This window comes from uncultured Abiotrophia sp. (assembly GCF_963520105.1).
Classification (GTDB): domain Bacteria; phylum Bacillota; class Bacilli; order Lactobacillales; family Aerococcaceae; genus Abiotrophia.
Genome location: NZ_CAUQPN010000004.1, coordinates 76,494 through 99,808, shown reverse-complemented (window position 1 = coordinate 99,808; position 23,315 = coordinate 76,494). Strand labels below are relative to the sequence as shown.

Annotated in this window: 21 protein-coding genes; 2 read left to right on the top strand and 19 right to left on the bottom strand. The window is 44.7% G+C overall.

All coding sequences use genetic code 11. The features are described from left to right. Positions 1–5: 5 nt before the first annotated feature. The 11 genes from RWO08_RS05820 to RWO08_RS05770 form a co-directional block, all read right to left on the bottom strand. Entirely contained in the window at positions 6–905 is a 900-nt protein-coding gene (locus RWO08_RS05820) for a PEP phosphonomutase (RefSeq protein ID WP_070756267.1), read from the bottom strand. A 405-nt stretch (positions 906–1,310) separates the two neighbouring features. Next, a complete protein-coding gene (locus RWO08_RS05815) occupies positions 1,311–2,153 on the bottom strand; it encodes a MurR/RpiR family transcriptional regulator (protein ID WP_291430217.1) in 843 nt (280 codons plus the stop codon). Positions 2,154–2,383: 230 nt separating this feature from the next. Continuing rightward, complete coding sequence (locus tag RWO08_RS05810) at positions 2,384–3,205, bottom strand: hypothetical protein (protein WP_314211486.1); 822 nt, start codon at positions 3,203–3,205, stop codon at positions 2,384–2,386. A gap of 113 nt (positions 3,206–3,318) precedes the next feature. Beyond that, positions 3,319–4,509, bottom strand: a complete 1,191-nt coding sequence (locus RWO08_RS05805; protein ID WP_314211485.1) for a hypothetical protein — start codon at positions 4,507–4,509, stop codon at positions 3,319–3,321. Between the two features lie 202 nt (positions 4,510–4,711). Continuing rightward, entirely contained in the window at positions 4,712–5,152 is a 441-nt protein-coding gene (locus RWO08_RS05800) for a hypothetical protein (RefSeq protein WP_314211484.1), read from the bottom strand. A 66-nt stretch (positions 5,153–5,218) separates the two neighbouring features. Continuing rightward, entirely contained in the window at positions 5,219–5,620 is a 402-nt protein-coding gene (locus tag RWO08_RS05795; protein ID WP_314211483.1) for a hypothetical protein, read from the bottom strand. After that, positions 5,592–5,771: a hypothetical protein gene (locus RWO08_RS05790; protein WP_314211482.1), complete on the bottom strand. Its 180-nt coding sequence runs from the start codon at positions 5,769–5,771 to the stop codon at positions 5,592–5,594. Before RWO08_RS05790 ends, RWO08_RS05795 begins: the two co-directional genes overlap by 29 nt. A 303-nt stretch (positions 5,772–6,074) precedes the next feature. After that, entirely contained in the window at positions 6,075–8,414 is a 2,340-nt protein-coding gene (locus RWO08_RS05785; protein WP_314211481.1) for an alpha-galactosidase, read from the bottom strand. 13 nt (positions 8,415–8,427) lie between these two features. Then, a complete protein-coding gene (locus RWO08_RS05780; RefSeq protein ID WP_314211480.1) occupies positions 8,428–9,255 on the bottom strand; it encodes a carbohydrate ABC transporter permease in 828 nt (275 codons plus the stop codon). A 2-nt stretch (positions 9,256–9,257) separates the two neighbouring features. Further along, positions 9,258–10,154, bottom strand: a complete 897-nt coding sequence (locus RWO08_RS05775) for a carbohydrate ABC transporter permease (RefSeq protein ID WP_268442224.1) — start codon at positions 10,152–10,154, stop codon at positions 9,258–9,260. Positions 10,155–10,255: 101 nt separating this feature from the next. Then, the gene (locus tag RWO08_RS05770) at positions 10,256–11,518 is read right to left on the bottom strand and encodes a sugar ABC transporter substrate-binding protein (RefSeq protein WP_314211479.1); all 1,263 of its coding nucleotides are present in this window, start codon (positions 11,516–11,518) and stop codon (positions 10,256–10,258) included. Between the two features lie 207 nt (positions 11,519–11,725). Between RWO08_RS05770 and RWO08_RS05765 the strand changes: the two genes are divergently transcribed. Beyond that, complete coding sequence (locus RWO08_RS05765; RefSeq protein WP_291430224.1) at positions 11,726–12,559, top strand: AraC family transcriptional regulator; 834 nt, start codon at positions 11,726–11,728, stop codon at positions 12,557–12,559. A gap of 58 nt (positions 12,560–12,617) precedes the next feature. Here the strand turns inward: RWO08_RS05765 and RWO08_RS05760 are convergent, their stop codons facing one another. Beyond that, entirely contained in the window at positions 12,618–14,585 is a 1,968-nt protein-coding gene (locus RWO08_RS05760; RefSeq protein ID WP_314211478.1) for an alpha-N-acetylgalactosaminidase, read from the bottom strand. A 295-nt stretch (positions 14,586–14,880) separates the two neighbouring features. On the opposite strand from RWO08_RS05760, the gene RWO08_RS05755 reads away from it, so the two are divergent. Further along, positions 14,881–16,224, top strand: a complete 1,344-nt coding sequence (locus RWO08_RS05755; protein WP_314211477.1) for an amino acid permease — start codon at positions 14,881–14,883, stop codon at positions 16,222–16,224. A gap of 36 nt (positions 16,225–16,260) precedes the next feature. Here RWO08_RS05755 and RWO08_RS05750 read toward each other — a convergent pair whose 3' ends face one another. The 7 genes from RWO08_RS05750 to RWO08_RS05720 all read right to left on the bottom strand — a co-directional run bounded on the left by RWO08_RS05750 (position 16,261) and on the right by RWO08_RS05720 (position 23,306). Beyond that, positions 16,261–17,817: a ClC family H(+)/Cl(-) exchange transporter gene (locus RWO08_RS05750; RefSeq protein ID WP_314211476.1), complete on the bottom strand. Its 1,557-nt coding sequence runs from the start codon at positions 17,815–17,817 to the stop codon at positions 16,261–16,263. A gap of 56 nt (positions 17,818–17,873) precedes the next feature. Next, the gene (locus tag RWO08_RS05745) at positions 17,874–19,349 is read right to left on the bottom strand and encodes an HAD-IA family hydrolase (protein ID WP_314211475.1); all 1,476 of its coding nucleotides are present in this window, start codon (positions 19,347–19,349) and stop codon (positions 17,874–17,876) included. Positions 19,350–19,392: 43 nt separating this feature from the next. Beyond that, entirely contained in the window at positions 19,393–20,442 is a 1,050-nt protein-coding gene (locus tag RWO08_RS05740; RefSeq protein WP_314211474.1) for a Gfo/Idh/MocA family oxidoreductase, read from the bottom strand. A gap of 210 nt (positions 20,443–20,652) precedes the next feature. Then, positions 20,653–21,252, bottom strand: a complete 600-nt coding sequence (locus RWO08_RS05735) for a GNAT family protein (RefSeq protein WP_314211473.1) — start codon at positions 21,250–21,252, stop codon at positions 20,653–20,655. Beyond that, complete coding sequence (locus RWO08_RS05730; protein WP_298077864.1) at positions 21,245–22,042, bottom strand: epoxyqueuosine reductase QueH; 798 nt, start codon at positions 22,040–22,042, stop codon at positions 21,245–21,247. The genes RWO08_RS05735 and RWO08_RS05730 overlap by 8 nt, the downstream gene beginning before the upstream one ends. A gap of 248 nt (positions 22,043–22,290) precedes the next feature. After that, positions 22,291–22,677, bottom strand: coding sequence for a hypothetical protein (locus RWO08_RS05725; RefSeq protein WP_314211472.1), 387 nt, complete (start codon positions 22,675–22,677; stop codon positions 22,291–22,293). A 113-nt stretch (positions 22,678–22,790) separates the two neighbouring features. Next, positions 22,791–23,306, bottom strand: coding sequence for an AAA family ATPase (locus RWO08_RS05720; protein ID WP_314211471.1), 516 nt, complete (start codon positions 23,304–23,306; stop codon positions 22,791–22,793). Between the last annotated feature and the right edge of the window lie 9 nt (positions 23,307–23,315).

The following is a 23,315-nucleotide window of genomic DNA, read 5'->3' as shown; positions in this document are numbered from 1 at the left end:
CTTAATTAGCGGTTAATGGAACGCGCAATCATGGAAATGGTATGTCGTTGACCGCGAATTGCCTTGCTGAGGGCAAAAATGTTCTCTACAGGAGCCAAACAACCATAGCCAGAGTCCCCAATGTGCTGGATGTCTACCCCACAAATCTTATTGCGGATAGCCATCTGCTTAATGGTGTCGGTATCCGAGCTTTCTTGGCTAGTTCCAATGGCGCTCATCACTAGAGCCCCTGCTTGATGGGCTCGCTGAACAATGGCCTTGAGATCCGCCTCATCGAAGCCTGGCACACTGCCTACAGCCGGCGCCAAAATAATATCGGCTCCAGCCTCAATGAATTGGCTGACCGCTTCTAAGTCTGCAACAGGCTCGTCAACCCCTGCCCCATGCATCTTCCCCGCAATAACCAAGCCAGAGAAGTGCTGCTTGGTTAGTCGGATGGCCTCCGCTATGGTATGATTGGTCACACCAGTCCCAGGATTACCCGTCAAACAGATAAAATCAAGACCAAAAGCTTCGGCCGCCTGTAGCGATGCCACATTGACCTGGCGCCCAGTCACTAATTCTTGCCGTTCTTCATTCATCTTAGCGTTAAGATCGACAGGCTCCAAATTGACGCCAATCGGGCGGCCCACCAGTCGATGGAGCTCGGCGACAAAATTGGGTGCATCAGGATCAATAGCAAATATAACGGGGTTTAGTAAGTCTACCCCATTTAGTAAAATGAGATCCGCCCCAAAAGCGCGAGCCATCTCTGAGTTGGTAATATCCCCAATGTAGGACTCCTTAAAGCCCACATTCTCAGACAAAATCACTCGACCTTCACTAGCCTTAATACTCTGTTTTAGTTCTGCTGCTGACATGGCCAGAATTTCCGACGTGTTGGCACTAATCAAACGTTTTACCATGTGAATCCTTCTTTCTATTATTTCTTAATCAGAACAACCCTAACACTTGATTACGCCTTTTTGTTTACATTTTGTTATTAATTAGTATAGCATGATTCGTCAGTTATGTAAACGGTTTATGTTTTTAGGGGGCGCTAGTCTTGATGTAACTATATCGGGTCAATTTTATACGCCGAGTTCGGGTTAACCCGAACTCACCATAAAATCGTGACCGCTTAAGAAAATTATATTCCAGGAGCATTTTCCTCATTATATAAGCATTAGTCGAAATAAATTCTGTTCAAAACGCCTTTTAAAAAATCCGTTGAATTGACTTATAAAATCTGCTAATCATTAGGCACTTAAGCTCCTAGTTTATTCACCCTATATGGACAAAAAGGTTGGGCCTAAACCCAACCTTTAGTTTTAATCCATCTTTCGAATCATCTTCCGAGTTTTAACCAAATGCTCCTTGGTTGCATGGAATTGGCGTTGAGCCACCCCATAGTAAAGCAAATCGGTAATAATCAAAGATCCATCTCGGGAAGTAACAGAGCCTAGGCGAATTTCTTTTTCGTCTTGGGGGATGAAAAGGCAAATATCAGCAAGACTGACGAGGGGCGCCTTGAGATTATGTCCCGTGATAGCGATTATTTTGGCACCCTGCTCCTTAGCAAGGTAGGCCATTTGATTGACACTATGGGTGCTACCACTATAACTAACTACCAACACCACATCGCCAGGCATACAGTGCGCCATTTGCGCCATTAGTATATGAGTGTCACGATCATAGGTGACTGGACGATTAATTCGCGTCAACTTATGAACTAAGTCCATGCAGACTACACCACTGCCTCCAATTCCACAGAGAAAGAGGCGATGGGCGCTAGCCATCCAATCAATGGCTTGCGCAAGATCTGTTTCATCTATGAGCTCATAGGTCTGACGTAGATTCTGTTCTAGGATACTTTGGGTCTTATGGATGAGCTTAGACAGACAATCTTTAGGATCTAAAAAGAGATCCACCTCAGGCATTTCCTCATCAGTCCGGTCCTGTGCCAAGTCCAATTTTAAGGCAGGCAAGCCTTTATAACCCATCTTCTTAGCAAAGCGAGTCCAGGCCGCCCCTGATGTTCCAGAAGCAAAACCTAACTCCACAGTATTCATATCTAACACTTCATGCCGGTGCTCCAGTATATAGCGACCGATCATCTGTTCAGTCGCTGTCATTGATCCTAGGGCACTTTTGATCTTGGTAATACAACTCATACGATTCTCTCCTTTGTTATACCAAACACTGAATCCTACTTTCCATGATAGCCACGCCTAGCCCATTTTCGCCTACAGTATATCACAATAAATCGCTTACAGCAACTAGCTTTCCCTATGTTTATTCACAAACAGAGAGAGATTTTTGTCATTATCCAAAAGAAAACAGGCTCTAATAGCCTGTTTTTAGCTGACTAATTTTACATCATAGACATACTTTGCATTCTTCTCTATCCACACTGTTTATTTTGTAGCGCCTTTTTACCCAGACATTTCGCTAGCCATAGGCTTTGCGCCGACAAATAGGCAAAAGGCAAGTACAAGACCAGGCTTCGCCAATAAGCAGGCCCGACCCCCACGCCGCCTCGCATCATGAGCCAATAGAGAAAAGGATAGCAGAAGAGCAGAAGATTGACTCCGGCGAGCCCAAGATAAAGTCGCCAGGTCTGACGATGACGAGCTACTGTCGCTAGAATCGCGCCCAAGAATAAGCAGCCATTAAGAACCGATGCTTCACGCCAATCCAAATTGTTAAAGCCAAAACGCAAATTATTCAATAAAGGGACTAGGAAATAGAGCAACATCCCCGTCTGTAAGTAAGCCAAGCCTAACTGATGACGTTCCAAGGCTACTTGCTTCTTGTTTCGAGCCCTTTCTGGTTTAGGCCAAGCTTGGGCAAAGTTCTTAAGGCGATGGCTCCAAAATAGTGAAGCGAGGAAGAAGACGCCTGACCGAATCATCAAGTCGACTTCGTAGGCAGTCCTTAGTTTTGTACTTCCTTGTCCTGGCACAAGCAGCCCCATCAGCAGACGCCCCCAGAGCACAACTAGCCCTAGCCACTCCAATCGATAGGCCCATCGCATGATAGCCCCAGATTGAAATAACCAGGCCATCCAGGTGACTGCCATAGCTAGTAGCCAGGCAGCAAAAGGCAAGTTAATGAAGTCCCAGTTAAAGATGTTCTGGTATATCCATAAACCGGCCAGCACCTTGAAGGCTAAAAACAAGGCAAAGGCACGGTCCTGGCGTGCTTTATCTACTATTGGCTCCATGGCAGGCTCTCCTTTCCTCTAGTTTCCTTTATTATAACAGACTCTCCAAAAGGCGTCATTAACCGACTAGCTCAAAAAAGCGCGGACTAACCCGCACTTTCTCATATTAGTTCTTAATTCTTGTCTGGCACAAATGCAAGCCAATCTGCATCCAAATACCAGCCATCTGGAATGGCCTGACTGTCTGTTTCATGATAGCCTATTTGACCACGAAGGGTTAGGACTCCTTGCCAACTGCTGATAGCCTGTGGGACTTTCCCCTGAACGAGTACTCGCAGAACTTTAGCTGTGGCTTCCCCACCAGTAGACTGACTGAAAGTCAACCAGTAAGCATCCCCTACTTGTCCTAAAAAGCCCTTCTCATTAGTGGTCATTTGACATTCAATCAATTGGCCCCTTAAGGTCTCTGCTTGGGTCAATACTTGGTCTAAATCTTGTAACTGATAGGCCTCTGCCCCTTGGTAGCGGGAAGTGACGCCAAAGACATAGCCTTTGACGCTAGCCTTGAGCTTCCATAAAAGTAATAGAGCTAGTGCCGGTAGTCCTATCAAGAATAATACAGACAGTCCTAGGTTAAAGATTACTTTCATCCAGGTCTCGTAATAGTGCAAATTATGAAAAATCGGAGCCGCTACAAAAGGCCAAATCCCCATCAGGAGATAAACTACATCTAAAATCCAGGCAAGCTTAAGCAAGTCCGAGCGATGATGGCGGTAGCCCCACCATGTTAAGTGGATTGTCGCTAACCATAAGGCAATTACTAACAGATATGTCAGTCCAAGGAAATATTGCAAACGCATAACGACCATCAGCCATCCTTTAACGAAGAGATAGCCTAATAAAACACGATCAAGCGATTTAGTCCCCATGGTTGTAGCTAGCTTTAATCGAGACTCCCGCTTGCTAAGTTCACGTCCTACTAAAAATTGCTGATAGGCACAATAAAGCACTGGCACTACTGGAATATAGAGAATTGTGCATATGGCTAAGAAAGCGATAGGGTGGAAAAAGACGGATAACTCTCGAATATCATGGCTTGCAAAGAAATGAATTACGATACCGGCATTGGTCGCACCCGCTAAGTAATGACACCAAGCTTGCTTTGATTTATAGCCTAACCAGGTTAATACTAGTGGTAATAAAAAGATGAGTTCCTCCAACAATAGGTTCCACAAATCACTCTGCCCAATCCGTCCGACCATGACAGAACCAAAGACAACTCGGCTAAGCCGGAATAAAAGATAAACCAGTTGGCATTCCAGCAACCAACGTTGCTGATTAGATACTGACCTGTTAACTTGCATATGTTTTCCTCCTCTTAGGGATATTTAATCTTACTGACTTTGCCTCGTTAGAACTAGGCAAGACAGCAATGTATGTAGACTGCGATAGCACTAATATAAAGCGCACTACTATGACAGATAGAATTCTTAAAACGGAATTATCATGAAACCTTCGAAATCAGCTTGGTGATCCTTCTTGTTTTCTTCTGTCATTAGGCCCCTCCTAATCTTGCGATTGATGCCTGTATCTCTTAGTTTCCAGTTCATGTAACCAAACAGCCCTTGCTTCATCGAAACGGTTCTTGGCGCCTAGGAGTACTAGCCAGATTATGATAGGGATAATCAATAGTATCAGGATAAGGCCTTGGCTTGCCCATAAAATATATGGGAAAAATAAGATTCCAAGCACCCCTAAGCCTACTTCTAGACTGGTCAAAACTAAATCCAGTTGGTAGCCTCTTTTGAAGATTGTCGTATCATGATCTTTCCACGCAATCATCAACCAATAGAAAGCCAATAGGCGCCCAACATATACAAACCCAAGTACAAATGCGAACGACATTAAATCTAAGCCTGTTATCAACGTTAATACTCGCAAAACAGTGTACAAGGTCATGTAAAGGTTAAACTTGGACTGGCGCCCCTTTTTACTCTCGTCAATCAATGCATGTGCCTCCTTAACTTACAATTAAGCTTATATTACTAGTCCATAACTAAACAGCCAATCTGACTAGTCTGAATCAAAACGGCGCTTGGCTCCAAATAAAACGAGCCAGATAACGATTGGAACCACAAATATCAGAGGCATCTGCCAGGATGATATTAATGCTCCAAGCGCATATGGCCATATTATTAAGAATCCTAATAACCAAGGTAAAAGTTCAATCCCAGTCAGTATCGTATCTATCAGAAAGCCTGCCTTGAAATAGATATCCTTATTGCCTATCCAACCTCTCATTAACAAATAGAAAGCTAGTAGCCTACCAAAATAGATAGTCGCAAAAAGTGGAACAAACGGGTGAAAAGTGAATAAAAGATGTCCTGTCATAAAAGTCAGTATTCTCATGATAGTATACCAAAACATAAAATCATAAAAGTGCGGTTTATGATGACGTGTCTTTTTCTCTGACATTAGGACTACCTCCTACTTTTCCTTCTGGGTATCGATTTAAGTTAACTAGCATAATAATACCAGTCACAAAAGTAATGACTCTTAATGCGGTATAAATAGACATGTATCTTTCAAAGCCTGGTTGGTGGCTTTGCTTGACTTCTTCTGTCATTCTCCTTACCTTACAGTCTGTCCTAACCAACCTAATGACGTTAGGCCTTTAATTAATAGACTATTAATATGGCATCATTATACCAAAGTTCTCAAAGCTTGGTAAAGCTTTCGCTTCATTCATTCTTACTAGATTTAACCCTATACACCCGATAAAAACCTGATAAATCAATATTTCAACTGCTCACATCTTATATTTTGTCAACTTTCTGCTGACTTTTGGATTTTGAATGTTTCGTCCATCAAAACACCCCTTAAAAATAATAACCGAGGCTAAATTCATTGTAATTTAGCCTCGGTTAAATTATTTTATAGCCTCTACATAGAAGAGCCTACCTACAAAATCCTTCGTTACTTGAGGGTAGAGATAAAAACCTGCCTTCATTAACTCTGCACCACTTGCTTCAAATGATTGGAAGCCTGACTCTACTCCACTGTTATTAGAATTTGAGTCATCACATGCCGATTCAGTTAACGCCATCGCTTCAGCTTCTGGTCCTCCTTCTTCTTTTGCAAGGGTGGCACCCCAAGCACCTTCGCCTAGTACTTGGGTCACACGATATTGACATTCTGATTTCAGACCTTCTAGTTTAAGCACTTGCAATGGCTGCGAAGCCTTTCTTAATACTTGGAAGACCATGACCATAGATTCTGTCTGAGAATCATTGGTCAAACTCCAAGCAGTAAGGTTCCCATCAGCTTCAAAAGGACTAAGTAAACGATGGAAAGTCCCTTGTTGGAAAAGAGTCCGATGGTTTTTATAGAATGCAACTTGATCCTTTATTTCGGATTGCTCAGATTTTGTTAGCTTAGTAAAATCTAGCTCATAGCCAAATGCTCCATAGAAAGCAACTGCCGCTCGTGATGCTAGCGGTGTCTTACGCCCAGTTTGGTGATTTGGTACTGCTGAGACGTGTGCCCCCATCGCATTAGTAGGTACCATAAGAGAAGTTCCATACTGAATTTTCAATCTAGCTACCGCATCCGAATTATCACTAGTCCATACTTGTGGCATATAAGCTAATATTCCTAAATCAAAGCGCCCGCCACCACCAGAACAACTTTCAAAGAGTATTTCTGGATATCGAGAAGTAATACGTGACATTAAGGCATAAACCCCTAGCATATAACGATGAGTTATCTCTCCCTGTTGATCATAAGGAAAAGCACTTGAATAAACTTCACTTAAATGTCGATTCATATCCCATTTAATATAATTCAATCCAGTCTGCTCGATAACAGCTACCATTTGATGGTATATATGGTCTTGTACATCCGAACGAGACATGTCTAGAACATATTGATTTCTACCATAGGACTTAGCACGTCCTGGTGTATGGAGAGCAAAGTCAGGGTATTGCCGATAGAGCTCAGAATCTTCTGAGATCATCTCAGGTTCAAACCAAAGTCCAAACTGCATCCCTTTACTATGAACGTAATCCGCTAAACCTTTAAGTCCATGAGGCAGCTTAGTCTTATATTCAAACCAGTCGCCCAATGACGAATCGTCCCAATCTCGTTTGCCAAACCACCCATCATCCAAAACAAAAAGCTCAACACCTAAATCTGAAGCTGAGTCCACCATTGCATGCAGACGTTCTTCAGTAAAGGCAAAATAGGTGCCTTCCCAATTATTGATAAGTACAGGACGTTCTTTATCTCGGAAGCGAGCTGGGATGAGATGATTTTTAAGGAAATTATGAAATGCTTGTGACATACCATTTAGGCCATCTTCACTATAAGCTAGCACAACTTGTGGTGTAGCAAATTCTTGGTCGGGCTCTACTTTCCAGCGAAAACCTGTCGATTGGATTCCTGCTTGTAATCGTATTTGTTGATAGGGATCCTGTTCTACACTAAGTTCGTGGCTACCACTATATACCAACTGAACCCCTAGGGCTGCCCCTTGATTTTCCGTTGTGTTTGGCGATACCAAAGCCATAAACGGTGTTTGTTGATGACTACTAGTCCCCCGCTTACTATCATATACCTTACGGCCTCGGTGAACGGCTTCTCTCTCAAGCATTCTTTCGCGCCCCCAAGCGCCATTAAGTTGAATGATTTCAGATGGACGAGGTGATAGATCTAAACTAAAACTAGCCATACGCTCTATCGTTACCGGTTCTTCACTTTCATTTCGAAAGACTGCCCAACGAGTAATAATCGGATGATTCCTGAAAACTGTATAGTAGAGATCTACAAACCATGAGTGGGTTGGATCGCCCAAACGAACTTTCAGCGTTTCAGCCAGTTCACTTGAATCGACATAAGCATGCGGTAGCCCCTCTATAGATGAGGCCCCCTTTATAGTTTCATATGACTGATATCTAAAGTCTGTTACACTACTTCCGTCCATTTGCCGTAAGATTAAAGCCGGGTGACGATAATCGCCATGATTATATCCTGGAAATTCCTGTAAGATATTTCCTAATGACCAATCTCGTTTAGTTTTTTGATTTTGATCAACAAAGTCAACTTCAAAGTCCCTATGAATGACTGGGTAAGACAAGTAGTTAGAATATCGTGGCAATCGTGAGCCAAAATAGCAATGACTTAACACACCATATTCATCAACTTTCATAACATAAGAGATTTGGTCATTTTGAAGATGAAAGGTCTTATTTTTGTCGTTGTAATGTATCATCTAAACCCCTCCTTTATAATTTGCTACCAGTTGTTGCAATACCTTGAATAAATTGTCGTTGGAAGAAAACATAAATTAGCGCCATTGGCCATATTGCAAGTACTGATGCGGCCATCAAATGCGGATAGTTGACTGTGTAGGCGCCTTGTATCTTGGATAAAGCAGATGAAAGGGTCGCTTTATCTACCTGTGGATTAATGATTAGTGGCCACATTAAATCCTTAAAAGCGAATAGCGCTGTGAAGATACCTAAGGCAACCAGACCAGATTTTGCCAATGGTAGCATGATGGAAAAGAATATTTGTCCCACATTGGCCCCATCAAGAATGGCAGATTCTTCTAAGGATCGTGGTAGTCCCATAAAGAACTGTCTCAAGAGAAAAGTACCGAATGCTGAGACAATCCCAGGGAAAGCAAGCGCAAAAATCGTGTTACGCATGCCCATAGCATCTACCATCAGGTATTGCGGAATAATGAAAATTTGAGAGGGAATCATCATTTGGAAAAGCACCAATCCAAATAACAAATCTCTGCCTGGAAATTGCAGTCGAGCAAAGGCATAGGCTGCCATCGCTGAAAATAGCAAGCCACATACTAATCTGAAAAACATCATAGCTAGTGTATTAAAATATAGGACTGCAAAGTTATTATCTCGAATTACTTGCGTATAATTCTCAAAATGCCACTGGCTGGGCCAGAAGACAAATGGATCTAATTGAGTAGATTCCGTTACCGTCTTGAAGGAGGTCAGAACCATCCATAAGAAGGGTAACAACATAGATAGAGCTACTAGAATCAAAAATACATGAACTAGACCTTTTGATACCATCGGTTTTGACATAATTATCCCTCCATATAATTAACCCATTTCTTCTGGAGCCGAACTTGTATCACGGTAATTAGCATAATAATCGCCAATAACAATATGACAATAGTCGATCCATAGCCTTTATCACTATACTTAAAGGTATTATTATAGAAAAGGTAGACTAAAGAAACTGTTGAGTCATAGGCTGGACTGGTGTTAAGTATCATCATATAGATAGTATCGAAAACCTGTAAAGATGAAATAATACTTGTTACCAAAACAAAGAATATCTGTGGTGACAAGAGCGGCAAGGTAATCGAAAATAACTTTTTAATGGGTGTTGCTCCATCCATTGTGGCTGCTTCGTAATAATCTTTAGGGATTTCTTGTAACCCAGCTAACAAAAGTATCATGTTGTAACCAATGCTTCCCCAAATGCCAATGATGGCAACAGAGTACATAGCAAATTGCGGATCATCAATCCAGGCAATTGGACCAACTCCAAAATAACCTAATACATGGTTTATTAAACCAAACTGGGTATTGTATAGCCATTTCCATACCATGGTAATAGCAGCCGGCGCGGCAACCATAGGCAAGAAGTAAACTGAGCGATAGAAATTTCGCCCTTTAATTTTACTATTTAGAATAACCGCTAGAATTAAGGAAATAACGATAGTTGGTGGAACGACAAGTAGCATATAGCGTAAAGTGTTCCACGTTGCTTGCCAGACTTGGGGATCCGAAAATAGCTTCGCGTAATTTTTCAGGCCAATAAATTTATCGCCCTTTCCAAATGCGCCTGACTTATGAAAGCTCAAATAAAAGGTTTGAAAAATCGGAATGATATTGAGAATAAGGAGCCCCAGAATAGTCGGCGCAACAAAGCCATATGCCCATATCCAATCTTTCTTTTTAAACGAGTTTGACATTGATTTCACCGCCTTGCTTGCCTTTATAATATCTTCATATCTGAAGAGTGGGGCCACCTAACCTTTCAAGATAGCCCCACACAAACATTACTTATTAAGCACTACTCTTCCTCTTCTATAAGCTCGTTCATCGCTTTGGCTGCTTCTTCTGCAGCTTCTTTCACTGGTTTTTCACCTAGATATGCTGGCTTAAGAATTTCATATACTTTTTCTTCCCATTTTGTGGTTTCGTGTGTATATGGACGGATTTGAGCATCTTTGATTTCTTCTATGTATGACTTAAGGTTAAATTGCTTGTTAGTATCCACCCAAACATCAGAAGCACCTTCATAGGCGGAGATTGCAACCCCTAATTTAGAAGCCTTTTCTTGTACCTCTTTGCTGGACAGATAATTAACAAATTTCCAAGCCGCTTCTTTATGCTCTGTCTTAGCAGAGATAGCATTTGCTAAACCATTATAAATAGATACTCTCTTACCATCTTTGCTAGGCAATGGCACTACTTCCACCTTATCTTTAAGACTTTCATTACTGATAATGCTCCCAATCCGCCATGAACCAAAGAGAGCCATCGCTGCCTTATCATTAGCGAAATAATCCATGGCATCGCCAGTAGTTGGACTTAGGCCTTCTCGTCCAAAACTGAAATAATATTCTAACGCTTCAACTGTCTTTGGATCCGTGTAGCCAGACTTATTGTCAGATGTTAAAGCAGTCCCACCATTGGTATACATAAAATTATAAAAGCCTTCTTGGTTTGCTAGCATTGTAGCAATACCATAAATTTCCTTATCCTTATTAGTTAATTTCTTTGCGGCTTCTTTTAAATCATCCCAGGTCCACTTATCAGTCGGATAGGCAACACCCGCTTCATCAAATAACTTCTTGTTATACCATAATGCGATAGTGTCAAAGTCTTTTGGAATACCATACTGATGACCGTTGACCTTATAAATATCAACCAGACCTTGAGGGAATTTGCTAAGATCTAAGTTAGATTCCTTGATTAAATCATCCAGTGGCAACAATTGATCATTAGCACCGTATTTATAGATTTCATTTGAATGCATCCAGAATACATCAGGTAGTGATCCACCTGTCGCAGCAGCCTCTAACATTGTCCAATAGCCTTCCCATCCAGTTACCTGGATATCAACCTTAATATCAGGATTGGCTTTTTCAAAATCGTCTGCAATCTGTCTCAACCCCGGCTCTTGGCGTGAGTCCCAAATACCGTAAGTAATTGTTGTCTGCCCTTGTGCGGCCACAGAATCATGTACAAATAGTGTTGGAGTTACTACACCTAATACCAATAATAGGCTGAATATAAAGCTTGGCCAACGACGTTTATGTGCTGATAACATGATGAACACTCCTTATTTATTTGATATTTAAATTATACACTGGTAGATAGCGGTTTCATATCTTATAATGCCTAGTTTTTTATTTAAGAATGACGCATCATGTACGTACAACATATATTTTGTCTCTTTTCAACATATCTAAATTGACTATCCAAGCTAACTAGCATTATAATAGTATTATAACTTCTATCAGACGAGGTGATATCCATGTCCGAGCAAGAGTTTTACGTTTTCCATAATATATCTTCTGTTGATCTCTACCCCATTCAGTTTGGCAAGGAGAAGTGTGACCCCTGGCATCATTATGGGCCGACCCTGACCCATAATTACCTCTTCCACTACATCCTGTCGGGGCGAGGGAGCTTTCTTGAGAATGAGAGACATGAGGCCATTCAACTGGGACCAGGCCAAGGCTTTCTTATGCCCCCTAACACGGTCTGTTCCTATACGGCTGACCAAGACGATCCCTGGACCTATTGCTGGATTGAGTTCAATGGACTTAAGGCTGCTAATTTCATGCGCCAGGCAGGTTTGAATGCTAACAACCTGATTTTTACGCCTCATAAGCCCATGATTATTTCTAGTATCAAAGACACTCTAGAGACCATCATCCGCAATCACTCCCAGCATGAGTCCTTTCTGATTGCCCAGCTCTATCTCTTAGTTGATCATCTGATTCGCTTTTCCAAGCACAGTCCTCAGCAGCGTCCTAACGAGATTCACTCCTTCTATATTCGAGAGGCCATCCACTATATCCAGGACCACTATATGGACAATCCCAGCGTGGATCAACTGGCAGACATCTGCCACCTCAACCGCAACTATTTCACCCGACTCTTCAAACAAGAGCTCCACATGACACCTTCGCAGTTTATCTTGACCTACCGTATCAACCAATCCTGCGAGCTCTTGGCCTCAACTAATCGTTCCATTCGCGACATTGCCGAGCAAATCGGCTACAGCAATCAGTTCAACTTTTCTTCGGCCTTCAAACGTGTCAAGGGAATGACACCTATGGAATGGCGTCGGCGCTATCGTTAACTGAAGGTATGATGACATACAAAAATCCGCACTCAATCAGTGCGGATTTTTTTACATTCTAAGTTCTTGAACCAACCATGGGATCAGCATAGGTCAGTTGATAGATGACCAGTTCCTGAGGCGCTAAAGTAGCCTGCCAAATATGCTTTTCCGTCCGTTCCAAGCTTGCACGACCTGCGACTTGCATGAGGGTCTGGAGTTCGCCATCCCCCAAAACATAGGTTTGAGGTTGAGCTGTCGGATTACGTAGCGACAGAATGACACGACGCCCGTCATCACTCAAACAGCGATAGCCATACAACCCCGTATGGTCAGCTGGCTTATGGCCGATAAAGCGACTATTTTTAAGGCAATCGTCATAGTTATCCTGTACCCAGCGAATGGCCTCGGCATTGGCACGCCAACGTTCCTGGTCGAAGAGGTCGTAGGAATAATAGCACTCCCAGAAGGCATTACCGCGCGTCCCAATAAAGTAGAGATAGTCACGGAATTCACTGACACTGGCCTGGATAGGATGGTCTAAGAGCCCTGCAGTCGCCCGATGAGCAAAAATTGGCTCATGGTTATAGAAGTATTTCTGTGGCACTTGGATAGCTCGCTCGCGGATGAAGGCGTGATAGCGATCATCCCGATAGGTCATCATGCGGGCCAAATCAGTCTCCCCAAGTGAATCATAGCCTGTATCCTGAGAAACTTGAATCCATAGGCTATTGACATAGGCTAGCCACCAAGGGCTTGGATTGACGTAAGAAGTTAGATTCAGCCATAAATCTCGCTTCGCCCCTTTTTCATCATGGTCTTGGGCATGTTTTAGGCGATAGGCTGTCCGGAGGTTCTGGAAGAGCCTAATCAAACGTTCGTAAGTCGCCGTCATCTGGTGCATGCCATGGGGACCTGAGGCATCATCTTGAGCTGGCTCAATCAAAAAGCCATCTAGCTTCCAATAAGACAGATCATACTGGTCCTGATAGGCTAGGAGCTTAGCTTCTAAGGCATCCAAATAGGCCGGGTCACCCACATTGACGTCTTGAGTCCGCTCATTTTTAGTCCCTAGACCTAATTCTGGATGAGCCTTGAGCCAGTTGCTCATGGTCAGCTGCGTGCCCCCATAGCCACCGCGTGGCCCCATCCAAAGACCAAGCTGGCCGCCATAACTTGCCACTTGATCCTTGATACGTGAGAGGCCAAGCGGAAATTTCTCGTTGAATTCCCAAAAACTCTCATAATTGGCCCAGCCATCGTCCACCACATAGGTATCTAGCGGTACTCCATAATCACTGAAACCTGCTCGTATGGCGGCAAAGGAAGTCATAATCTTGTCCTCGTCGATGTCCAGCATATGGTCGTACCAGGAATTATATTGTAGGCGGAAGTGGTTGGGTAATGCAATGCTATCGATGTAAGCGAAGAAGGCTTGTTGGATGCTTGAATATTCAGGGCTTGCCGCTGATCCTATAACCGTCGCATGTAAATTCACTGGTTGGTCTGGCGTCACCTCTCGCCCTAGATAGTAGCGGGACCAATAGCGGCCTTCTTCTAGGTAGTTCTCTGCTAGGGGAAATTCCATCCCTAGGAAGAAACTATTGGCGTAGACTGGCTGGCCACAGGCCACATAGTAACCACTAAATCCTGCCATCTCAGGAATTGCCTCTTGTTCCTTTGGCGGATAAAACTTGGCATCCTCCTGGAAGGTCATGGCAGATAAATCTAGGAAATTAATCGCCTGTTTTGCCTCTAGCAAGCTAACCTTGCATTTAAGACAGCCGTCTATTAGCTCATAGATTACTTTGACTCGCGCTAGGTCGTCTTGGAACGCTACCTGAATGACTTCTGCGGCCTCCTTCTCAATCTGAGCTTGCATCTGGCTCGCGGTTAGTTGCCCGCCCTCCTGCCAATGGATGACAAAGGGCTCACTCTCACTTAATGCATAGGTCTTTCCCGTCTGTCTATTAGTCAGCCGGTCTAAGTAAAACTGTTGATGATTGCAGACAAAATGTCCGATAAGCGTTTGGCTTTGGAGTTCCATACGCCTCTCCTCCTCATAAAAGTAATCATACTTACCTAATATAATTGTAAGCGCCTAGCAAATATTTTACTATCTTATTTTGCTACCTTCTCTATGTGCTGATTAATCACTAAGGGACTTTTGTCATATTTATAGTAGATTTCACACATATTTCCAGTATAAAAAACGCTCAGAACCGAGTATAACTCATCCAATTCTCATTTTTTTGCCACTTTATTCAAATTCTTCTTGTGTGCCAAGGCCTAAAAGCGTATAATGTAGAGTAATTCATCTTTGTTATTAGGAGGTATTATATATGAATCAACCAAAAAAAGCCTACGGCCTCTTAACAGCTGTAGCGATGATTATTGGGATTGTGGTCGGTTCGGGGATTTACTTCAAGGCTGATGACATCCTGACCTATACGGGTGGTAGCCTAGCCTTAGGCTTACTGGTCCTATCCATTGGGGCCAGCAATATCGTCTTTGGTTCCCTATCCTTGTCAGAATTTGCTAAGTTAGAGACTTCGAGTGGTGGGGTTGTGGCTTACTTAGACCGCTTTATTTCTTCTCGCTTAGCGACTGGCTATGGTTGGTTCTTAGCCTTCGTCATGATTCCAAGTGTGGTTGCTGTTGTGTCTTGGGCTTCTGCCATCTACACCGGCATACTCTTCAATCTTGACCTTAACCTAGGTCAGCAAGTGCTCTTAGGTATGGCCTATACCCTCTTCTTCATGGCCTTGAATGTCCTCTCTCGTGTCCTCGGGGGTTACTTCCAAACCCTAACCATGTTCGTCAAGATGGTGCCCTTGGCACTGATTGTCTTTGCTGGTCTCTTCTGGTCAGCACCCGCACCAAATCTTCCGGCTGGTATTTCCGCAATTGAACCGAGCAATGTGGGCTTAGGTTGGCTATCTGCCCTAGTTCCTCTGGCCTTCACCTATGAAGGTTGGAACTATGTCGTGACTATTGCACCCGAGCTCAAACATCCAAAACGTGATTTGATTCGTGCCTTCATTATTGGACCGCTCATTATTCTCTTGACTTACTTGCTCTTCTTCTATGGCATGGTCCGCATTCTGGGGGCAACTTTCGTGCTATCAACTGGTGACCAAGCCATCACCTACGCCCTTACTTCACTCTTAGGTGAACGCGCTGGTAACCTAATCCTAGTCGTGGTGATTATCTCCATGCTAGGGGTTCTCAACGGCCTCCTCTTAGCTGGGATGCGTCTACCACAGGCCTATGCTGAAAAAGGCATGTTACCAAAAGGTCGCTTGGAAGAGATTCACCCTAAATATCAGGTATCCGTACCTTCCGCCATCCTCTTCACTGCTATTACGCTAGTTTGGCTCTTGATTCATTACCTAACACAAAAATTCGGGATTATGGGCAAGGGCGATGTCAGCGAAATTACCATTGTCTTCAACTACATCTTCTACATCATCCTCTATCTTCGCGTCATCAAACTCAATCGCGAGGGCTTGGCTAGCAATCGTCTGACCAGTCTCTTTGCTCCAGTGATGGGGATTATCGGGGCTGCTCTGGTCATTGGTGGGAGTTTGATTTCTTCCCTTCAAACTACTTTGGTTTTCAGTTTACTCTGCGCCCTAGTGATTTTAATCGGGTGGTTTTACTCTAAACGCCAAATGCAAAACTAACAAAAAGGCTGAGACGCTGTCTCAGCCTTTTTATTATCATGAATCTTGCGCTGGCATAGCTAGTTGGTTCATAGCTTGATGCATATGGCCTACAATGCCTTCATCCGTCACCGCAATCAGAATATCGCCTGCCTGCAGGACCATTTTGCCTTTGGTGATGTATTCTTTCTCGCCTCGTCGAATGGTAGCAATCAAGACCTCTTCAGGCCATTTAATAGCCGCTACCTTCTGGCCAACCAAGGGGCTGTCGACATAAATGGGCACTTCGAAGGTGGTCCGTCGTCCTGTCTTGGCTAGGTCCTCTTGGTGCAACATTTTTTCAGCCAATGCCTCATAAATTGGTGGCATCTTAAGGGCTTCTGCAAGAAGGAAGGCAGATAGGACCACTACCGCTAGCGGCATGAGTTGGTTGAGCCCACCCACCATTTCGCTAACTAGAAGTAAAGCCGTTAGTGGGGCTTTCCCGATAGCTGCAAAGCCCCCTGCCATAGCGAAGAAAATAAAGCAGAGCAAGAGTTCCTGATCCATGCCGGTGACATTGATAATGAACTGACCGTATAAGGCGCCTACTAAGGCACCTAGGGACAGGATAGGCAGGAAAATCCCACCTGGCAGGCCAGTCCCATAAGAAACCATGGAAAATACAAAACGGACCAGGAGAATAAGGGCTAGGACTAAAAGCGGCGTCTTAGTGTGAGCTAATTCTAAAATCAACTCACCACCGCCGCCTAGAATGTGGGGTGCCACCAATCCAATTGGAATGATAAGCAAGCCAGCCACAATGCCATAGAAAGGCGGTTTAACCCAAGGCACTAACTTAGCATAAAGCCGTGGCAAGGCAAAGGTTACACGTTGATAGCACCAACCGAAAGCTGCTAACAAAAGGCCTAAGACTACCAAATAACCGTAATAGGCGACAGGAAACTTTAGATGATTACCTAAATCAAGCGCTGGATGATTACCAAAAACATGTAGGGAGATAAAGTTAGCCGTCACCGTTGCTGTCAAAGTCGTTAAAGCGACCGTCGGACTGAAGCTATGGTGAATCTCTTCCAAAACAAAAAGCAAACCCGCAATGGGCGCATTAAAAGCCGTTGCCAGGCCGGCACCTGCCCCACTGGAAATCAAAATATTCTCTTGGACACGATTGCTCTTGGTTACCTTAGCGACCCCTTGACCGACTGCTGATCCCAATTGAATAGAGGGCCCTTCACGGCCTAGGAAGAGACCGGACCCAATAGCAATACCGCCCGCCACAAATTTCTTCCAGAGAATAGACCACCAGTTAAGGCTTAGATGCCCTTGAAGTTGGAGCTCTACCTGCGGAATCCCGCTGCCCTTAATATAAGGTTCACTCCGGACAATCAACCCCAGAACATAGCCTAGGACTAGGGTCCCTGCAATATAAGGTAACATTAGCCATGGATTAACCTGCATGGCCTGATAGGCTGACACAATCCATGACAGGACAGCACCTATCATAAAGCGGAAAGCCGACACAATACACCCCACTAGCCCCCCAACTAAGAGTCCCGCTAAGACATAGCGAGTCTTATTACGGCGAGCCGCAAATTCTTGAAATCTCCTACGCATACTATCACCTCTTCTAGTGAATATTATAGCAAAAAATTGAGAGCTGTGGTAAAGAATTAATTACTCATATCCAATCCTTGACTCACGCACCAGGCTTGAACATCCTCAATCACCTCATCCGCCATCTGACGGAACTCCCAATCATCGACCTTGAGAACATAACGGTAGATGCCTTGGGCCAATTGGAAGGATAGGCAGGCATCTAGCAGGGAGCTTGGCTCTTGCAGGGGCAGAATCTTGCGGTAGCCCGCTAGAAAGGCTTGGCGTTCTTCTGGCTGCTTGACTTCACGCAGCCAGAGCTTAGCTAATTCACGCCAGGGAATATCGACCACAAGGCGCTCAAAGTCAATGACCGCCCACTCATCCCCCCTACGTTTGAGGTTACGCCAGGAGTAGTCCCCATGCAGAACAGCTTGCGGAAGACTGGCATACTCCACATCGATTTGGTCAAAACGAGCTTGGAAAAAGTCATAGAGGGGCGCTAGCCTTGACGCTTCAGAGCTACCTAGTAAATCCTGATGCCAGCTCTTTACTTGCTGACTGAGCGGCGGTTGACGCCGCAAGTGATCAGCTAAAGGCGCTAGCCTCAAATGCGTTTTGGCTAGGAGCTCCCCTAGCTTACCTAAATCTTCAAGGCTTGTCGCCACCACTGGGTCTAGTTCCTGCCAGTTTTGAATGAGAACATGGCGTCCTTCTAAGACCAAATCCGCAACATACCAATCAGGCCAGATTGCCAGAAGACCTAGCTTATCCCGCCTAAACTTGTCTGCTTCCGCATACACTTTGACGAAATAGCGCCGCTGATACTGAGGCAAGTCGGCCCGGAAAACTGCATTCAGCGAAAGATGATCCAAAGGTGTCAAACTGGCTGACAAACATGCCGCTAACTTAGCTTGAAATTGCGGTGTGACGGGGCCATCATGAGGCACAAACCAATCTAGAATATCCTCTAACCGCGTCATGACGCGTTGCTGACCAGTCTCTGCGCCGATAAAGTTAATGCTTCCCACACCAGCAGCCAGCGCGCACTCAATATCTAGGTCGCGGTCACCGACATAGTAGGTTTGAGCCGGATCCAATTGATATTTAGCTAAGAGGTAATGCACCCCTTGAGGGTCAGGCTTGCGCTTAAAACCTGCTTCAATGGTAATGACTTCATCGAAATAGTCAGACCACCCCAATCGTTCCAGAACTTGAAAGGCTGCCTTGTCCTTATGGGTGTAGACAAAGTGGCGATGGCCCGCTTGCTTCAAGCCAGCTAGGGTGGCATCTGCCCCTTCCATGGGGCCAATCTGTCCGTCCCGAGCAGCGGTCGCTTGTTTAAGTCTGGCCACAAAAGGGTCGCGGTCCACCTGCCCAGAGGCCACTAAATTGGCGATGAGGTCGCGGATGGAATAATCAATAATATAGGTTGCCACCGCATCTCGGTCGAAACTGAGTCCGAAGGCTTGGTAGGTTTCGGCTAGCGCCTCTAGGGTATGGGGATAGGAATTAATGAGGGTCCCGTCCAGGTCCCAGATAAAGTTGGCCATGGGCGACAACTCCTTTTCATGAATTTAAGTTATTGGCTGAATACTAAGGTGCTACTTGCCAACTGGCCTTCAGACTGGCGATACCGGCTTCTAGTATTTCCAACTGAAGCAAGGTCTCTTGCGGTTGAACGCGACGGGGGGCGCCTTCTCTGAGTGTGGCATAGAGGGCCTGATAGACGCGGCCATAATCGCCCCTTTGACTCTGGATGGCTTGTCGGACTAGGCGCCCCTCTTGATCGAGGCTAGACAGAATGCCATAGTGCTCTGGCCTATCCAAACCAAAATCAAGCTGATCTGGCATATAGAAGGCCTTGAGATCTTCCTCCTGTCGGTCCTTGCTAGCCTTGATAAAGGAGCCCTTACTGCCATAGAGTTGGAAGGAAGGTCGTTCTTCTAGGCGGAAGTAAGAGGATTTAACAGAAACCTTGAGGGGACCATAATAAAGATCCAGGTCGAAGTAATCATTCATCCGATTGGGTCCTAAGAGAGATCGAACATCGTAGACCACCTGATCAGGCCGGCCAAAGTAGGCAATCACTTGGTCTAAAGTATGGCAGGCATGGCTGTAGAGAAAACTCGAATTGAGGGTGAATCTTTCCTGCCCTTGCGGAACTTCTGGTCGATAGTAATCAAAGTGCATTTCAACTTCCAGTAAATCACCCAACTTGCCCGACTCGATGACCGCTAGGCTAGTGAGGTAGTCCGAATCATATCGACGATTTTGATAGCACTCTAGGTGTAGGCCTAATGCTTCCGCCAAGCCAAAGAGCTCGCGCGCCTCTTGGGCGGTCGCTAAAAAGGGCTTCTCACATAAAACATGTTTACCTGCTAGGAGGGCTTGTTTAATATAGTCATAGTGGGAGTCCAGGGGCGTCGTGATGACCACCAAGTCCACTTCTGGGTCGCCCAAAATAGCCGCCAAGTCCTTACTATAGTTGATATCTGGGCGTTTGGGCCAGGCAAAGTTAAAATGCCGGACATAGACGCTTTTGACCCGAAACAAATGGGGCAGTTGATCGACAAAGGGTAGGTGATAGCGGTTGGTACTCTTGCCATTGCCGATATAGGCCAGAGTGAGGGGCTGAGTGGTCATAGCATTGCCTCCTTTTGCTAGTGACGAGAAATAGTATTTTCTAAGCTGATATAAGTTGCTAATTACTTCTATTATACGCAATGATTAGGGCTATCGACAAGCGCTTTCTATTCTCTGCCCCGAAAGACAAAAACCAGGCTAGAGTTCAAGCTCTAGCCTGGTTTTCCTGTCTGGTAACGCACCACCAGACAGTACCGGTTCCATTTTAGCTTATGCGTAAGAAGCTCGCTCGCGCCGGCGAGCCCAGTCTGACTTAAGTAGGCCATAACGTAAGTCATCGATGCGGGCATCGTCCAGTTGGTGTCTACCCCGCAAACAAGCTTCTAGGGAAAAGCCACATTTGCGTAGAACCGACTGACTCTGTTCATTACTGCTATAGCAGGACGCCTCTAATTTATAGAGATTCAATAAGCCAAAAGCCACCTCGATAAAGGCTGATACAGCTTCGGGTGCAATGCCCCGCCCCCAATAAGTTGGATGCAGGACATAGCCAATCTCTAAAATATCTGGCCCCAGACGATCGATAAAATCAATGGAGCCAATCACTCGGTCAATGCCCTTAAGAGTAATACCGTAACCAATCGGCATCCTGCGATAACTCATTTCCTGGGGAAAGACTTGGGTAAAGTAGGTAATTTCTTGTTCTAGACTCCGAATGCGCGGGAACCCCGCCGCCTGAGCCACGGTATCCAAATGAGCATAAGCAAACATATCTTCTGCGTCCGCCAAGGTCCGCTTGCGCAGGACTAGGCGATTGGTCTCCACGCGCGGCAAGTGGTTATCCACCACGCCACCAAATATCTTAATCATGGTTTTCTTTGGCCTCCTTCGCCTTGCTCCTGCCAAAGTTAAATGAAATCTTGTCCCAATTCTCGTGCTTATCCTTGAGATAAGCCAAGGCTTCCTTATTCACCTCCCGTAAATCCACCCCTTGTTGCTTGGCTGCAAAGACACAGCCACAGTAACACTGGCGATAGACATCGTATTCGCGGCACATGACGATTGAACGCTCATAGCCTTTATTTTTCTTAAAGTCACTTGGTAAGTAGTTAACATCATAGAGTTGTTGAACCTCTAGCCCCAATTCATTAATAAGCTGACTGTTTTTCTTAGGGGATAGGGTCAGAGCCGAACCAAAGTAGTCAAAGCCCAATTCTTGGGCCACTTGGGCTACCCGGTCTAGTCGCATATTAAAGCAAGCCGAGCAACGCTCGCCCCCCTCTTCTTCTTCAGCCAATTGATGGAACATGACCATACGCGTAAAGACTTCTGGCCGATATTCATCTTCAATAAAGCCCGCCTGATGGCCAGTCCTTTCATTGAATTGGTCAATGAAACGCTTCTGCTCATGGGCTCGGCGTTGATACTCAGACTTAGGATGAATATTGGAGTTGGAGAAGAAGATGGTCACCTCCGCGTGTTGGCAGAGAAATTCGAGGGTGGAAGTCGAACAAGGCGCACAACAAGAATGCAAGAGGATGGTTGGCTTGTCTTCCTGGGCCTCCCATTTAACAATCATTTTGCGTAAGACCTTGTCATAGTTAATGGTCTGATTCTTCAGACGTCTTAAGACTTCTTCTGCGTTAATCTTAGCATGCATGGCCTCATCTCCTTCCCGCCCTTTATCTACCTATAGTATACCATAAAACCGGTACCATGGAAGACTTGGCTCTTATTTTTATCGTTCATCATGCTCATCTAACAGGTCCAATATATAAGAAAAGACACCGGTAAACCGATGTCTCGACGGGTATATCATAACAAACGGTTGGGCGGCGTATCCAACATCTCAGTTACCTCTAAGAGGTGCGTCAGGTGCCTTTCTGACCTCGTTGTTATTCTACACTATTATTTTACCACTCTCGAAGAAGGGCTGTCAAGCCTTCGAATGCGGCCACTTCGTTGCATACTTTCTAGCTTGTCGTCTGTGACCTCATAGAGAGAAGCAACATAGTAGTGACCTTCCTTTTTGGCAAGTTTGACTGCTAGTAGGATATTGTCCCGATAGCACTTGATACACTCAAAACTTGGTTGGTCCACTCGCCTATTGCGCCCGACAAAATCTGGATGGGCAATCATCTCTGGAATACGAGTCACATAATCTAGACAATTGGCATGATGATGCTTATGCATATGCTTACGTAGGGCCTTTTCGGACACTGTCAGGGTTTTAGAACTAGGCTCTAGCTGCGCCATCGCTAAAATAGAATCGGGTATTTTAAGTTGATAATCCATGCTATCGCTCCTTAATTAAGCCTATTATATCATAAAGATTACCTTCAAACATTGCGAGTTTAGCGAAAGCAAGACACAGTAAAAGGCACCGCGTCAGCAGTGCCCCATAACTTTTATAAGTCGATTTCTACTTGGTAGCCGTCTTGAATCAGAAGATAGTTGGCGCCTGCTTGCTTAGCCTGAGCTAGCTGCCTTGCATTGTCCCTCAAGACGCTGTCAAGGGTACACCAAGTGTCATCTACCCTTTGTTCAATGGCATTGGCATGTGATTTGATATCGGCAAAGTGCTTTCTAATATAGTCCTCACTCATGATTAAGCAATAATACTTAATCTGGCTAAGTTCGTCTGCTTCAAAATCCTTGGCCCAATCAAAAGGGATATAGCAGCCTTCTACTATCAAATTCTGCCCATTCTCAATGACCGTTTTAATCATCTCCCGCACAATCGGCCAGAGAAATTCGGTCAAGGTCTGATCATCCGTCATGGCATGATGGGGACTATGCCCACTCCGAATCAAGCCCATTTTTAGATGGTCGATGGATAGGTAGGGATAATGATATTTTTCCAATAGTCTCTGCGCGAGTAGGGTTTTGCCTGTATGAGACGCCCCCGTAATTAAGATAATCATACTCTTTCC

Bases quoted from the DNA above. Each gene is read 5' to 3' on its own strand.
- RWO08_RS05765 (WP_291430224.1), top strand. From the start codon at position 11,726: ATGTCCGAGCAAGAGTTTTACGTTTTCCATAATATATCTTCTGTTGAT.
- RWO08_RS05790 (WP_314211482.1), bottom strand. From the start codon at position 5,771: ATGACAGAAGAAGTCAAGCAAAGCCACCAACCAGGCTTTGAAAGATAC.
- RWO08_RS05795 (WP_314211483.1), bottom strand. From the start codon at position 5,620: ATGTCAGAGAAAAAGACACGTCATCATAAACCGCACTTTTATGATTTT.
- RWO08_RS05750 (WP_314211476.1), bottom strand. From the start codon at position 17,817: ATGCGTAGGAGATTTCAAGAATTTGCGGCTCGCCGTAATAAGACTCGC.
- RWO08_RS05755 (WP_314211477.1), top strand. From the start codon at position 14,881: ATGAATCAACCAAAAAAAGCCTACGGCCTCTTAACAGCTGTAGCGATG.
- RWO08_RS05820 (WP_070756267.1), bottom strand. From the start codon at position 905: ATGGTAAAACGTTTGATTAGTGCCAACACGTCGGAAATTCTGGCCATG.
- RWO08_RS05810 (WP_314211486.1), bottom strand. From the start codon at position 3,205: ATGGAGCCAATAGTAGATAAAGCACGCCAGGACCGTGCCTTTGCCTTG.
- RWO08_RS05815 (WP_291430217.1), bottom strand. From the start codon at position 2,153: ATGAGTTGTATTACCAAGATCAAAAGTGCCCTAGGATCAATGACAGCG.
- RWO08_RS05720 (WP_314211471.1), bottom strand. From the start codon at position 23,306: ATGATTATCTTAATTACGGGGGCGTCTCATACAGGCAAAACCCTACTC.
- RWO08_RS05735 (WP_314211473.1), bottom strand. From the start codon at position 21,252: ATGATTAAGATATTTGGTGGCGTGGTGGATAACCACTTGCCGCGCGTG.
- RWO08_RS05770 (WP_314211479.1), bottom strand. From the start codon at position 11,518: ATGTTATCAGCACATAAACGTCGTTGGCCAAGCTTTATATTCAGCCTA.
- RWO08_RS05805 (WP_314211485.1), bottom strand. From the start codon at position 4,509: ATGCAAGTTAACAGGTCAGTATCTAATCAGCAACGTTGGTTGCTGGAA.
- RWO08_RS05780 (WP_314211480.1), bottom strand. From the start codon at position 9,255: ATGTCAAAACCGATGGTATCAAAAGGTCTAGTTCATGTATTTTTGATT.
- RWO08_RS05730 (WP_298077864.1), bottom strand. From the start codon at position 22,042: ATGCATGCTAAGATTAACGCAGAAGAAGTCTTAAGACGTCTGAAGAAT.
- RWO08_RS05785 (WP_314211481.1), bottom strand. From the start codon at position 8,414: ATGATACATTACAACGACAAAAATAAGACCTTTCATCTTCAAAATGAC.
- RWO08_RS05760 (WP_314211478.1), bottom strand. From the start codon at position 14,585: ATGGAACTCCAAAGCCAAACGCTTATCGGACATTTTGTCTGCAATCAT.
- RWO08_RS05745 (WP_314211475.1), bottom strand. From the start codon at position 19,349: ATGGCCAACTTTATCTGGGACCTGGACGGGACCCTCATTAATTCCTAT.
- RWO08_RS05775 (WP_268442224.1), bottom strand. From the start codon at position 10,154: ATGTCAAACTCGTTTAAAAAGAAAGATTGGATATGGGCATATGGCTTT.
- RWO08_RS05740 (WP_314211474.1), bottom strand. From the start codon at position 20,442: ATGACCACTCAGCCCCTCACTCTGGCCTATATCGGCAATGGCAAGAGT.
- RWO08_RS05725 (WP_314211472.1), bottom strand. From the start codon at position 22,677: ATGGATTATCAACTTAAAATACCCGATTCTATTTTAGCGATGGCGCAG.